Raw genomic sequence first — 13289 nt, 5'->3', positions numbered from 1 at the left:
GATCATTTTTTGAACGCATAGAAAATTATCCGGAAGAGTGGAGAACGACGACACCATGACCCGATTGAAGGCGGCATTTGTCCGCAAAATGGAAAGCTTGCTCGGACCGGACTACCCGGATTTTTTTCGATCGTACGGGCAGCCCCGTCTGCAGGGCGTGCGGGCGAACGGCCTGAAGCTGTCCGCGGAACGGTTCGCCGGCTTGGCCCCGTTTCCGCTTGCTCCCGTTCCATGGGCGCCGGAAGGCTTTTACGTGCCGGAAACGGAAAAGCCCGGCAAGCATCCGTATTACCATGCCGGCCTGTATTATATCCAGGAGCCGAGCGCGATGGCGCCCGTCGAGCTGCTGGACGTACGCCCCGGCGACCGCGTGCTCGACCTGTGCGCGGCGCCGGGCGGCAAGTCCACGCAAATCGCGGCGAAGCTGCAGGGACGCGGGCTGCTCGTCGCGAACGACAACCAGCCGGACCGGGTGAAAGCGCTCGTGAAAAATATCGAGCTGTACGGCGCAACGAACGCGATCGTGCTGAACGAAACGCCGGACCGGCTCGCTCCGGCCATGCCGCAATTTTTCGATAAAATATTGGTCGATGCGCCTTGCTCGGGAGAGGGCATGTTCCGCAAAGACCCTTCGATGGCCGGCGGCTGGGACGAGTCGGCGCCTCGGCGCTATGCGGCGATGCAGCGGGACATTCTGGCGAAGGCGGCGGACATGCTGAAGCCCGGAGGGCGAATCGTTTATTCGACGTGCACGTTTTCCCCGGAGGAGAACGAAGCGATCGTCGCCGATTTTTTGCGCGAGCGGTCCGATTTCCGGGTCGTGCCGGTATCGCCGAAGCACGGCTTCGCCGCCGGCCGGCCGGATTGGATCGGCTGCGAGACCGGAACGGACGATCGCTGCGCGTCCGTGGCGGGGACGGTCCGGCTGTGGCCGCACAAGCTGCAGGGCGAAGGGCATTATGTCGCCGTGCTGGAGCGCGACGCCGCCGGCCGGTTCGGCGAAGCGGCGCAATATGCCGCGGAGGCGCCGCCCGCTTTCGCGGAGCGGGAGGCCGGCGGACGCAAGCCCGGACGCGGCGTTTCCGGCTCCGGCGGCAGGAAACGCGGCGATGGCGCGAAAGGAGCGGTCCCGAGCGCGGCGGAAGCGGAGGAGGCGTTTCGCGCTTTCGCGGCCGGGCTGCTGACCGTGCCGCTGCCCGGAACGGTCGCGACGTTCCGCGATTACGTGTATTTGAGTCCCGAAGGGGCGCCTCGCCTGGATGGCCTGAAAGCGGTCCGTCCCGGATGGTTCGTCGGCATCTTCAAGGGAGGGCGCTTTGCGCCTTCGCACGCGCTCGCGATGGGACTCGCGCGCGATACGGACGCGGCGCGATCGGTTTCGTTCCGGGCGGACGAAGACGACGCGATCCGCTATTTGCGGGGGGAAACTTTGCAGTTCGCCGCGGACCGGCTTCGCTTGCGAAGCGCGGATACGCCGGCCAAAGGCTACTGCCTCGTCTGCACGGACGGCTATCCGCTCGGATGGGGCAAATGGCTGGACGGCATGCTGAAAAACGAATATCCGGCCGGATGGAGGTGGTCTTGATTGGGCAAAAAACAGCGCATCGATAAAATATTGGCCCATATGGGCTACGGCTCGCGCAGCGAAATCAGGCGGCTCGTCAAGCAGGGCGCCGTTCGCGTAGAAGGCGCGACGATCAAAGACAGCGGCATGCAGGTCGATCCCGATACGGAAACGATCACGGTCGGCGGCGAACGGGTCGCGTATCGCGAGTTCGTCTATTTGATGCTGAACAAGCCGCAGGGAGTCGTATCGGCGACGGAAGATACGCGGGATCGCACCGTCGTCGACCTGCTACCGGACGAATACCGCCATTTCCAGCCGTTTCCGGTCGGCCGTCTCGACAAAGATACGGAAGGGCTGCTGCTGCTGACGAACGACGGCAAGCTGGCCCACAATTTGCTCTCCCCGCGCAAGCACGTGCCGAAAACGTATTTCGCCGAAGTCGACGGCCGGGTCGACGACGCCGATATTGCGGCGTTCGAGCGGGGCGTCGCGCTGGACGACGGCTACGTGACGATGCCGGCCCGGCTCGTCGTTTTGAGGGAGGGCGATCCGAAGCATGGGGTCGTTTCCAAAATCGAGCTGACGATCATGGAAGGGAAATTTCATCAGGTGAAGCGGATGTTCCAGTCGGTCGGCAAAAAAGTCGTCTATTTGAAACGGATCGCCATGGGGCCGCTGCTGCTCGACGAGCATTTGGCCGAAGGCGAGTGCCGGGAGCTGACGGAAGACGAGCTGGAGCAGCTAACGGGACATTCGGGCGGACAAGCCTGAATGTCCCGTTCGATCCGACTGCAGACAAAGAGAGGGGGGGGCCGCTTGCCTTAACCGGACCCGTTCCCCCGCTCCGTCAACGATTGCGCCAGCACATGGGCCAAATGATCCGCAGCCTGCCGTGAATGCCGGTAAAACGTCGTGCGGCTCATATGGAACGCCTCCGCGAGCTGGTTCTTGTTCAGCTCCTTCCGCAGAAAGCCGTCCCGCAGCATCCGCTGCTCGAGCCCGGTCAGCGGAAGCGGCGGAGGCTCGGCGGTCAAGATCGCCTGCACGCGCGTGCGTACCGCAGATCCCGATATGCCCAGACGCCGGACGACGGGCAATCGCTCCAACGCATCGACGTCGAACAGATGACGAAGAATTTGTCTCGCCTCGTCCGCATCGACCTTCTCTTCCGCCCCGTTCCCGGACCGGGAATCCCGTTCTCGGTCGTTCCGTCCGTTTTCCCGACCCGGTCCCGACTGCCGGATGAACCTTTCAGCCCATTGCTCGAACGTACTGTGTCGGAAATCCAACTCCCACCGGGTCATTTCGACCTCCGTCGCACCGGCGGGGCGAATCTTGTCCTTTTCCCGAAAGCCCAACATCGAGAACAGGCCGTTCAACTGCGGATCGGCCGACACCATGATGCCCCGCCAGCCGTTCGCCATCTCGATCAGCCAGCGCTGCATAAGCAGGGCGCCCAGCTCTTCCGGGCCGTAAAAGGACTGGCCGACATCGACGGCGGCCAACAGCACGCATAGGGTGTCCGCCGACTCCGGGGGGACACGGCGCAGATGCGCTCCTTCTTCCCCGAGCATCGGGAGGAGGGAAGGAGCGTATCGCTCCAGCAGCGGTACGGTGGAAGCATGCAGCCGGAATCCGGCGCAAAATCCGAGCGGCGTTCCGCCCTCGTCGCGCACGATGCAGATTCCTTCCGGACTGTGCGCGGCGATTTCGTTCAGAACGTCGTGGCAATCGTCCGCCCGGACCAGCTCCGAGTGCCAGTCGGAACGGGCGAGCGAATCGGCCAGAAACCGGTGCAGGACAGGCAGATCCTCCGGCCGATACGGCTCGGACTCCCTCGGCCGCAGGGCGGACGAGAAGTCGGCGTAAGCGTGGGCGGAGGGCAAAAATTCGCGATACAGCTCGAGCACGTGGGCGGCGATGCGCATGCGCGTCCGCCGGTCCGCCTCGCGGAATCGGTCGGTCAGCAGCCGCAGCGTCCTGTGGCGCAGCGATCGGAATAGCTCCGGGTAGCGGCTGCCGGTATCGTCCCGCAGCAGACGGGAGACCACAGGATGCAGCGACAAGCCCTGCGGCGTGGCCTGGACGAACGATAGTCGGGCCAGCGCATGAAAGTCGGACGCATCGATCGGCTCGTCCAGCAAATCGTTTAACGTCGCCGGATCGGCCGCCGGCAGCAGCGACAGCGCCGCAAGCGCGCGATGGAGCGGAGGCGAGGCCGCTTCCCGCAGCCACTCGGCGGTCAGCATGGCCGGAATTTCATTCAGTCCTTGCCGGGACTCCCCCTCCCTGGATCGCAGCAGATCGACGGTCAGGGCGAGAAGCATGGGGTGGCCGTCCGTCTTCCGGGCGACCTCGGTCTGCACGCCGGTCTCCAGGCCGCTTTCGCGCAAGTAGGCCAGCACGTCCTCCCGCGAATGCAGTCCGAGCGGAAACGATTCGATCCGCCCGCCCCAATGCGGATTCGCTCGCCATTTGGCGGATAGTCCGTTGCGCGACGCGATGACGAGAAGTATGCCGGTCGAAGGAAGCAGCGGGAGGAAGCTGGACAGGAGCCAGCCCTCCAGCCGATCGAGGCGCTCGCCGTTATCCAGGAGCAGCACGGTCCGCTGCCGGGACAGCTCCGATACGACGTATGGCAAAAGGGCGGTCTGCGGCGCTCTGAATCTGCCGTATTCGCTTTCCAGACCCATTTCCAGACCGGATAGAAATGCGGCCGGCGCGGCCGGCGCGTCCAATCCGTCCAGCCATAGCGTAAGCGCGGACGAACGTCTCGACCGTTGGGCCATCTCGACGAGCAGCGTCGTTTTGCCGATGCCCCCGATGCCGGAAACGGAAAACAGCTTCGTCTCCGCTTGGGGATCCGCCAGCCACCGCTCCAGCCGGTCCAATTCCCGGTTCAAGCCGATGACGCGCCGGCGGGAAGGGAAGTTGTTGCCGGGTATCGATATCGATTCCATCCTGCACGCTTCTTTCCGTACGGTAAAGTTGAAACAAAAATGAAACACGAAACCTTATCTTCTTATATTACACTACTGGAAGCGCCGCATAAACCGATGCCGATTTGTACCATTTTCGTTAAGGAGACTACCATCATGAAACGACTATCCTTGTTTTTGGCCATCCTGCTCGCGATCCCGATCCTGCTCGGACAATCCGGACTTCTTGCACCGACAGCACGGGCCGCCGCCGACCCGGTTCCGCCCGAATCGTCCGGCTGGGTGCTGGTCTCGACCGCCGAGCAGCTGGCTTATATCGATCAGAACCAGGCCGATTATGTCGGCCGCAACATTCGATTGACGAACGACATCGACATGACCGGGTACGACTGGATTCCGTTCGGCGGCAACGAGCACGGGCCTTTTACCGGTTTGTTCGACGGCAGGGGGCATCGCATATCCGGGCTCGAGATTCAAGGCCATACTTGGTTTGCCGCGGGCTTCTTCGGTATCGTACGGGGGACCGTCACGGACTTGGGCGTATCCGTTCAACTCGAGGGCGGACAATATGCCGGAGGTTTGGCCGGAATCCTTGCGGACGGGGGCAGCATCGTCCGTTCGTATTCGTAGGGCAGCGTTGCGAGCGGCGACCAAGGGCTCTCCGGCACGAGCGTCGCCGGGGGGCTGGTTGGAGGGGCCACCAATTCCCTCATCGCCGGTTCACATTCGACCGCATCCGTGAAGAGCGGCCCGGGCGCCAATCAATATGCGGGGGGGCTGATCGGATCGCAGGGTGCGGGCACCATCCGCAACTCCTATGCAACCGGACCGGTCGCCAATGTGAATTCCGGGTCCTCCCTTACGTTCGTCTTTTCCGGCGGACTGGCGGGACAGCTCGTTTACGGAAGGATCGAAAGCAGCTATGCGTCAGGGACCGTTACGCCGGCCGGATCGGCACACTTGTTGGTAGGGGGATTTGTAGGTACCTTTGCCGCAGGCGCCACGATCGGTCATTCGTTCTTCGATCGGGAGTCCACCGGGCAAACGGCAGGCATCGGCAGCGACTACGGCGGCGCGAAGGAGCTCGAAGGCCGGGCGACAGCCGACATGAAGCTCGAATCGAACTACGAAGGCTGGGATTTCGAGGGGACGTGGGCCATTCACCCGAGCGCGAACGAAGGCTATCCTTATTTGCGGCCCATCGTTCTGACGGATGCCCTGCCGAGAGGGATCAAGGATGCGCCCTATTCGTTGCGTCTCGAAGCATTCGACGGTGCGTCGGGCGGATTGGACTGGAGCGCATCCGGGCTTCCGGCTGGCATGCAGGTGACCGCCGAGGGGGTTCTTCAGGGAGTGCCTGCGCAGGCCGGCGTATTCCCTCTGTCGGTAACGGCCACCGATACGGGCTCGAATTCGGCCGGCGCAGCCCTGACCCTGTACGTCGACGAGTCGGTGCCGAATATTCCCGGGCTCGAAATCGCCCCGGGCGACGCGTTCGGATCGACGAAGGCCGTGGCTTTGCCGGTCGGGCCCGACCGTACGTTCGCCTATACGCTCGGCGATGCGGCAGGCGTTCGCCCACTGATCGGGTCGGCGCTTCCGGGCGAAGCGATTCGGTATACGCTGGGGGCGGACATACCGCTTGCAGCCGTCGGCCGATATTTGCAAATGTTCGAGGCGGACGCGGAGGGCAAAATTCGGGCTTGGAGCAGCGTTCAACTTGACGCCTCCAACATTCAGGATCGGATCCGCGTAACCGGAGTGAGCGTCGATCCGGCGGAGCTGACCTTGACGGCGGGGCGGCCTACGCAGAAGCTGACGGCGATTGTCGTGCCTGCAGACGCGACCGACCGGGCGGTGACGTGGAGCACGAGCGATTCGTCCGTGGCCGACGTGGACCAAGCGGGCAACGTGACGCCCGTCGCTGCGGGAACGTCGACGATTACGGTAACGACCGGGGACGGATCGCATACGGCCACCGCAACGGTTACGGTACTGCCGGCGCCCCCGACCGTCGGTACGGTGATCGGAACGGTATACGGAGCGGGTCATGCACCTTTGTCGGGCGCGACGGTATCGGTTTATGGAATCGCCGGCACGACGGGCAGTCCGGGAACATTCGCGCTGACGGATGTGGCGGAAGGCAGCCGTACGTTAACCGTTACCGCACCGGGATATTATGCGTACACCGCCGTCGTGAACGTCGTGGCGGGCAAGACCGTCGATGCGGGCCGCATCGAGTTGACTCTTGTCCCGCCGGACCCGGTAACCGTCGGTACGGTGACGGGAACGGTATACGGCGTCGGCAACGCTCCGTTGTCGGGCGCGACGGTGACGGTAGGCGGAATCGGCGGCACGACTGACGGGCAAGGAAGCTTCACGCTGACGGATGTGGCGGAAGGCAGCCGTACGTTAACCGTTACCGCACCGGGGTATCGTGCTTACACGGCCGCCGTGAACGTCGTGGCGGGCGAGACCGTCGATGCGGGCCGCATCGAGTTGACTCTTGTCCCGCCGGACCCGGTAACCGTCGGTGCGGTGACGGGAACGGTATACGGCGTCGGCAACGCTCCGTTGTCGGGCGCGACGGTGACGGTAGGCGGAATCGTCGGCACGACTGACGGGCAAGGAAGCTTCACGCTGACGGATGTGGCGGAAGGCAGCCGTACGTTAACCGTTACCGCACCGGGGTACCGTGCTTACACGGCCGCCGTGAACGTCGTGGCGGGCAATACCGTCGATGCGGGCCGCATCCGATTGACAGCGGCAGACTCTTCGGAGCCGTCGGACGGTTCGGATTCATCCGGCGATTCGAACCCTGCCGCACCGGCGGCCCAGCCTCCCGAGCCGAATTCGACTATGGAGCTGACTGTTGCGATTAACGGTAAGGACGTTCGGGTAAAAGCGGTAAAAGAACAGGCGAGCGACGGCAGGTCCGTCCTGCGTCTCGTGCCGGATACCGAGCTTCTGAAGTCGCTCCTTGCCGATAGCGGGACAGTCGACATCGCGGTCGACAATAAGGATCCGATCGTGAAGGTGGACGTTCCGGCCCGAGCACTTCGGGAAGGCTCCGAGGCTTGGCCGGATGCGTCCATTCGCATCCGGGTAAACGGCGCAAGCTACAAGCTGCCGCTGCGCGTATGGGACAATGTCCCGAGCGATGCGACCGTGACGGTGTCCATATCGAGACTGACGGAGGCTGCGGGCGGCGAGCTGAATGCCGCGCTGAAACGGCAAGGCTACGCGATGGTTGCCAAACCGATCGACTTCGCCCTGTATGCGGACGGAAAAGAAATGACGAATCTCGGCGGCATATACACAGAACGGACGATCGTGCTCGATGCTTCCGCAGCTCCCGGACGATCCACGGTTGTTTGGATCGATTCGGCCGGCCGGCCGCATTTCGTCCCTTCCGTGTTCGAGACGGAGAACGGGGAGAATGTAGCGACTTTTTACGCGCCGCATAACAGCTTGTATACCGCGGTCCGATCGGACCGGACGTTCGCGGACGTGAAGGGGCATTGGGCGCGGGAGGACGTCGAGCTTTTGGCGAGCAAGCTCGTCATTCAAGGGGTGAGCGCGGACACGTTTGCCCCCGATCGTACGGTCACCCGCGCGGAGTTTGCGGCGATGCTCGTACGCGCGCTCGGACTGGTCGAGCAGGCCGGCGAATCCTTGTATGCGGACGTACGGCCGGAAGCCGCCTGGTACGCCGGGGCGGTGGGAGCCGCTTCCGAAGCGGGATTGATCGAGGGGTACGAGGACGGAACGTTCCGGCCCGACGCGCCGGTTTCGCGCGAGCAGCTGGCAGCGATGCTGGCCCGCGCGATCCGGTACGCCGGAGAGCTTCCGCAGGCTGACGTTTCGGCATTGGGGCGCTTCTCCGACCATGCCGATGTGGCCGACTGGGCCAAGCAGCCTGCGGCCCAACTGCTGGCGGCCGGCTTGATCGAAGGCATCACGGATACGACGTTCGCCCCGCAGGAGCCGGCCACCCGCGCCCAGAGCGCGGTTCTGCTGAAACGGATGCTGCATGTTTTGAAATTTATCGATTGACCCGAGGGCTCCCTCGTTTGTACGGCTTCCGGCCTTACGAACCCGGGGGCCTTTCCTTTGCCGCGAGGCGGTCCGGGCGACCGCCTCGAACAACGGCGAAGGCGTCCATTAGGCGCTCGCCGCCTACCGCTTGGACCGATGAACGAAAAAGGGGCTATCCCGCGGGCGCTTACCCCGGGACAGCCCCTTTTTCGGTTTCAATCGGCTCGGCTATCGATCTCAGTACAAGAACCCGCGGGATACGATAACAAGCAGGATGAACAGCACGAGAATGACACCCGTCGAAGTAAATACGCCGCCTACTCCGGACATAGGATTACCTCCTTCGTTCGATCGTTTTTAAAAAAGTGGTTTCGCTCCGGGATCAGTACAGCAATCCGCGGGATACGATAACCAACAGGATGAACAGCACAAGAATGACAGCGGTCGACGTTGCGAAGCCTCCAACACCAGACACGTGCGATTCCTCCCCGTCTGAACGTATTTCCCGAATGCGGCGCGATCCGCGCTTCCGCGATCGCTTCTTATCCGTCAGCCGATTCCGCATTCGGCATACTTCATCATATTGCGGCGCCGGAACATCCGACCCGGACAAAAGCCCTGACGCATAGAAAATGGGCCTGCACCGAATAATACCGTTGAAGTAGCGACTACCCCATCATGGAGAACGGAGTTGATGACGATGATCACGTTAAGGCCCGATTTGAAAACGGCCGGCGGGGAAGTGACCGAGCTTTTGCTGGACGGCCGGTTCGTCGGGGCGATGACGCTCGTTTACCGGGAAGGCGACAGACTGTCCGGCTCGGTTCAGCTCGAGCGCGATTCGCTGGAAGGCGGCAAAAAAGCGGAGGCGATACAAGCGGCTCAGCAATACATCGAGCATTTGGTCGATGCGCTCGGAGCCAGGGACTGCGAAGTGATCGTCACTTGCAGCTCCTACGACCACATTATGACCGCAGGGCATCAGATCGGCGTTATCGAATCGTTTGCGGACGAACTCGCCGATACGTCCGAGGATGACGACGAGTCGCATCTGGACGACGTCGATCCGGACGGCCGCGATTCGATCGAAATGGCCGAGGACGACGAAGATCGATCGCCGGTGCACGAATTGGCCATCGTGGGGGAAAGCCGCAACCGGATCGAATACCATATGTACGGCCCCGACCGGGAATGGTTGGCCGAAGCGTTCGTTCGCATACGGGGGGCGGACGTGCTGGCGGAAATCGACTGGAAATTCGAGCCGGCGGATGCCGATATCGAAGCCGCGACGAGACTGCTCGTTTCCGACTTCGATCCCGACGAAGTGGATACGTTTCATATCGAAATGAAGTACGACGGCGATACGATCGAGACCGTCGATCTGACTCACGAAGATTTTCTGGATGACGACGAGTACGATGTCGCATCGGTCGACGACGACCATCGGGGCTATTCGGTCGTTCTGGCCAGAAACGACGGCGATACGATCACATACGACTTGTACAAAAAGTCGCACGGAGGTTTGCCGATCGCCCGGGCGACCGTCGACGTAAGCCGCCGCGAGCTGAGCGGTTTTATCGATTTCCGCGATCCGGAAAGCTCGGAAGACCGCGAGTATATCGGGGCGCTGCTGATGCAGGAGCTGGACAAGGAAAAAGATTACGACTCGCTCAATTTGTCGATGCTCGTCAATAACCGGCTGATCGACGATATTGTATACGAAACCGAAATCGTCCACTGACGGCTGCCGCGCCGATCCCGGCATGCCGGCGGAGGACGCCGAGACCGGGCCCCACGCCCGGTCTTTTTGCCGTTCTCCAAAAAACCGTTTGTGCACAACAAAGCAGCGCCGATTGCCAAATACAGGCTTTGGCCGCATCGCCTATACTGAGCATGGAATTTCAAGGCGGACGGACGCGGCTGTCCCCGCAGAGGGAAGGCGGACGCTCGGCCGAAATGTTACGGGAGGTCTGTACATGGCAACGATTCGAATCGGCATGATCGGGACGGGCAATATGGCCCATACGCATGCCCAAAGGCTGCGGCAGGTCGGGGATGCCGCCGTCGTGGCGCTCGCCGACCCGAGCGAAGCGAGCCGGGAAAAGCTTCGGCAAAGGTTCGGCCTGGCCGACGTCGCCGAATACGGGGATTATACGGAAATGCTGCGCAACGAAACGGTCGACGCGGTCATCATATGCTCGCCGCATACGCTCCATTTCTCCCAGGCGCGCGATGCCTTGTCGGCGGGCAAGCATGTGCTGCTGGAAAAGCCGATGACCTGCACGTCGAGCGAAGCGGAGCAACTGATCGCCCACGCGAAGCGGGCAGGCAAGCTGCTGCAGGTCTCGTACCAGCGGCATTGCGTGCCGCAGTTCATGTACATCCGCTCCGCCATCGCCGGCGGCGCGATCGGCCGGCTCACGTCGGTCAATGCGACGCTGTACCAGGACTGGAAAGACGCGCAGGCGGGAACGTGGCGGCAAGATCCGAAGCTGTCCGGCGGCGGCATGCTGATGGACTCGGGAAGCCACATCATCGACGTTCTTCTGTGGACGACCGGCTTGACGCCGGAATCGGTCGTCGCTCAGCTGGACTGCCAACAATCGCCGGTCGAGGTCGACTCGTTTTCGGCGATCCGGTTTGCCGAAGGGGCGATCGGCAGCTTGAACATCGTCGGCAAAACGAATCGGAAATGTTTCGAGGAATCGTACGTCTTCGTCGGCGAGGAAGGCGCGATCTTTTGCAACAACGGCAAAATCGAGCTGCGCCGCAACGGGGAAGAGCCCGTCGAGCCCGTGCTGCCGGCGGCGGACACCGATCCGGACCGCAACTTCGTCGAAGCGATTTTGGGCCGGCAGGAGCTGCTCGTGTCCGGGGAATACGCACTAAAGGTGCTTCGGCTGACGGAAGCGATCTACGAGGCGGCGGGATATTCGCCGGAGCTGCCGGCGGCCCGCCCGTAAGCAATAGGAGCAGGCGGCGAATCGATGTCGGCTCGCGCCCGAAGCGCAGGGCGCGGCCGACTGCGCCGAATCGAAAAGGATGGGGAGAACAACGATGCCATTGACGAATAAAATCGGCGTAATCGCGGAAAACTTCCGCGTCGGGGTCCGGGACGGACTTCGCAAGGCGAAGGAGGCGGGGGCGGAAGGCGTGCAGCTGTTCGCCCGCGGCGAGCTCGATCCCGCGGCGCTGACGCCGGGCGCGCGCAGCGAATGGAGAAACGAGATCGCATCGCACGGCCTGGACGTTTCCGCCCTGTGCATCAGCTTCGGCGGCTTCGGCCTGCAGGAAGGCGGGGCGAACGCGGACAACATCGCTCTGGCGAAGCGCGCCCTGGAGCTGGCCAAGGAGCTCGGAACCGATATCGTGACGATGCATATCGGCGTCATTCCGTACGATACCGAGAGCGCCGTTTATGCGGACATGCGCAGGGCGTGCGCCGAGCTGTGCCGATTCGCCGAAAGCATGGACGGCCATTTTGCGATCGAGACCGGACCGACGACGGCTTACCAGCTGAAATCGTTTCTCGATACGCTCGGCGGCCGGGGAGTTGCGGTCAATTTCGACCCGGCGAACATGGTGATGGTGACGGGCGACGATCCGGTCCGCGGCGTTCATTTGCTGAAGGACTATATCGTGCACACGCACGTGAAGGACGGAGTCCGCTATCTCGCCGTCGATCCGCGGGAAGTGTACGCCTCGCTCGACTACACGTTCGGCGAGGGCGGCAAAGTGCGCGAGATGGTCCGGGCGAAAAAGGTGTACGCGGAAACGCCGGTCGGGGAAGGCCACGTCGATTTCGACGCTTATTTCGGCGCCCTTGCCGATATCGGCTACGGCGGCTACCTGACGGTCGAACACGAGGGCGGCGGCGATCCGGAGCCGAGCATTCGGCAGGCGGTCGAATTCATTCAAGCCTACCGGTAAGCGGCAAACGGCCGTGCTTAGCCGCCCATCAAGCGCAGTCCTTTCGGCAAATGGTTTTTGAGCAGTCCCCCGGAAGCTTTGCCCCAACCGACCGGATGGCCCTCTACCGCAACCAGCGTCCAGCCGGCCGCAGCCGGCCCCGCCGGTATCGTCCCGCCCTTCAAATACGTTTCCAGCTCCGGGGCGTCCGCGGGCAGCGAGACGGCGGCGCGGCACATGTCCGGCGTTATCGCCATGGCCAGCGCATGCGCGGGCTCGGCGCGCCCTTTCTTGATATGGGCCAGCTGAAGGCCGGGCCGCAGCGTTTTGACGCCGTCCAAATCGTCCGCGCGTATCGCGAAGTCCGGCGCCGCCGGCAGCCAGTACAGCTGTTCGCCGAACAGCGCGGGCTCTCCCGGAGGGAGCGAAAACGACGGAGCGACCTCCCGCATCATTCGCTCGGCCAGCCGCATCGCTTCGCGCACCGATTTGTCGGCCGCGCCGGCCGGCTTTCCGCCCCGTCTGCCGCGCGCCGCGGCCGATTCGCCGCCGTCGCCCTTGCGCAGCAAAGCGACGAAATGCCCTTCGCCGCGTACGCGATGCGGCCACAGCCGCTCGGTGCGCAGGACGGCGAATGCCGGATATTTGGCGGTAAAGGCGGCGAGCACGTCCTCGTTTTCCGTCCGGTTGAACGTGCAGGTGGAGTAGGCGAGCGTTCCGCCCGGCTTCAGCATGACGGCGGCGCTGTCCAAAATGTCCAGCTGCCGCGCGGCGCACATGCGCACATGATCCGGTGACCATTCCCGGATCGCCTCCGGGTCTTTGCGGAACATGCC

11 protein-coding genes are annotated in these 13289 nt (G+C 63.1%); 7 read left to right on the top strand and 4 right to left on the bottom strand.

Features of this window, described 5'->3' with window-relative positions:
- Positions 1–55: 55 nt before the first annotated feature.
- Positions 56–1585 (top strand): RsmB/NOP family class I SAM-dependent RNA methyltransferase, encoded by a 1530-nt coding sequence (locus PV407_RS05410; protein WP_332088869.1) that lies wholly within the window; start codon positions 56–58, stop codon positions 1583–1585.
- The gene (locus PV407_RS05405) at positions 1586–2338 is read left to right on the top strand and encodes a pseudouridine synthase (RefSeq protein ID WP_332088868.1); all 753 of its coding nucleotides are present in this window, start codon (positions 1586–1588) and stop codon (positions 2336–2338) included.
- A 50-nt stretch (positions 2339–2388) separates the two neighbouring features.
- On the opposite strand, the gene PV407_RS05400 is transcribed toward PV407_RS05405, so the two are convergent.
- Positions 2389–4527, bottom strand: a complete 2139-nt coding sequence (locus tag PV407_RS05400) for a bacterio-opsin activator (protein ID WP_332088867.1) — start codon at positions 4525–4527, stop codon at positions 2389–2391.
- 135 nt (positions 4528–4662) lie between these two features.
- Between PV407_RS05400 and PV407_RS05395 the strand changes: the two genes are divergently transcribed.
- The gene (locus PV407_RS05395; protein ID WP_332088866.1) at positions 4663–5136 is read left to right on the top strand and encodes a hypothetical protein; all 474 of its coding nucleotides are present in this window, start codon (positions 4663–4665) and stop codon (positions 5134–5136) included.
- A gap of 108 nt (positions 5137–5244) precedes the next feature.
- A complete protein-coding gene (locus tag PV407_RS05390) occupies positions 5245–8562 on the top strand; it encodes an S-layer homology domain-containing protein (RefSeq protein ID WP_332088865.1) in 3318 nt (1105 codons plus the stop codon).
- 219 nt (positions 8563–8781) lie between these two features.
- Here the strand turns inward: PV407_RS05390 and PV407_RS05385 are convergent, their stop codons facing one another.
- The gene (locus PV407_RS05385; RefSeq protein WP_249865622.1) at positions 8782–8874 is read right to left on the bottom strand and encodes a YjcZ family sporulation protein; all 93 of its coding nucleotides are present in this window, start codon (positions 8872–8874) and stop codon (positions 8782–8784) included.
- A gap of 52 nt (positions 8875–8926) precedes the next feature.
- Entirely contained in the window at positions 8927–9019 is a 93-nt protein-coding gene (locus PV407_RS05380) for a YjcZ family sporulation protein (protein WP_332088864.1), read from the bottom strand.
- 225 nt (positions 9020–9244) lie between these two features.
- Here PV407_RS05380 and PV407_RS05375 point away from each other — a divergent pair, with 225 nt between their 5' ends.
- From PV407_RS05375 to PV407_RS05365, 3 genes are all read left to right on the top strand, one after another.
- On the top strand, positions 9245–10285 hold the full coding sequence (locus PV407_RS05375; RefSeq protein WP_332088863.1) for a hypothetical protein: 1041 nt from the start codon (positions 9245–9247) through the stop codon (positions 10283–10285).
- Positions 10286–10520: 235 nt separating this feature from the next.
- The gene (locus tag PV407_RS05370) at positions 10521–11507 is read left to right on the top strand and encodes a Gfo/Idh/MocA family protein (protein WP_332088862.1); all 987 of its coding nucleotides are present in this window, start codon (positions 10521–10523) and stop codon (positions 11505–11507) included.
- A 94-nt stretch (positions 11508–11601) separates the two neighbouring features.
- Positions 11602–12474 carry a sugar phosphate isomerase/epimerase family protein gene (locus PV407_RS05365; RefSeq protein ID WP_332088861.1) on the top strand — a complete coding sequence of 291 codons (873 nt, stop codon included), beginning with the start codon at positions 11602–11604 and terminating at the stop codon, positions 12472–12474.
- Positions 12475–12491: 17 nt separating this feature from the next.
- Here the strand turns inward: PV407_RS05365 and PV407_RS05360 are convergent.
- Positions 12492–13289 (bottom strand): RsmF rRNA methyltransferase first C-terminal domain-containing protein (locus PV407_RS05360; protein ID WP_332088860.1); only part of this gene is annotated, 798 nt, incomplete at its 5' end.

Origin of the sequence: Paenibacillus sp. GYB003, from assembly GCF_036577625.1 — a bacterium.
Lineage (GTDB): Bacteria > Bacillota > Bacilli > Paenibacillales > NBRC-103111 > Paenibacillus_AB.
The sequence above is the reverse complement of the archived record's forward strand: the minus strand, read 5'-3'. Positions and strand labels throughout refer to the sequence as shown.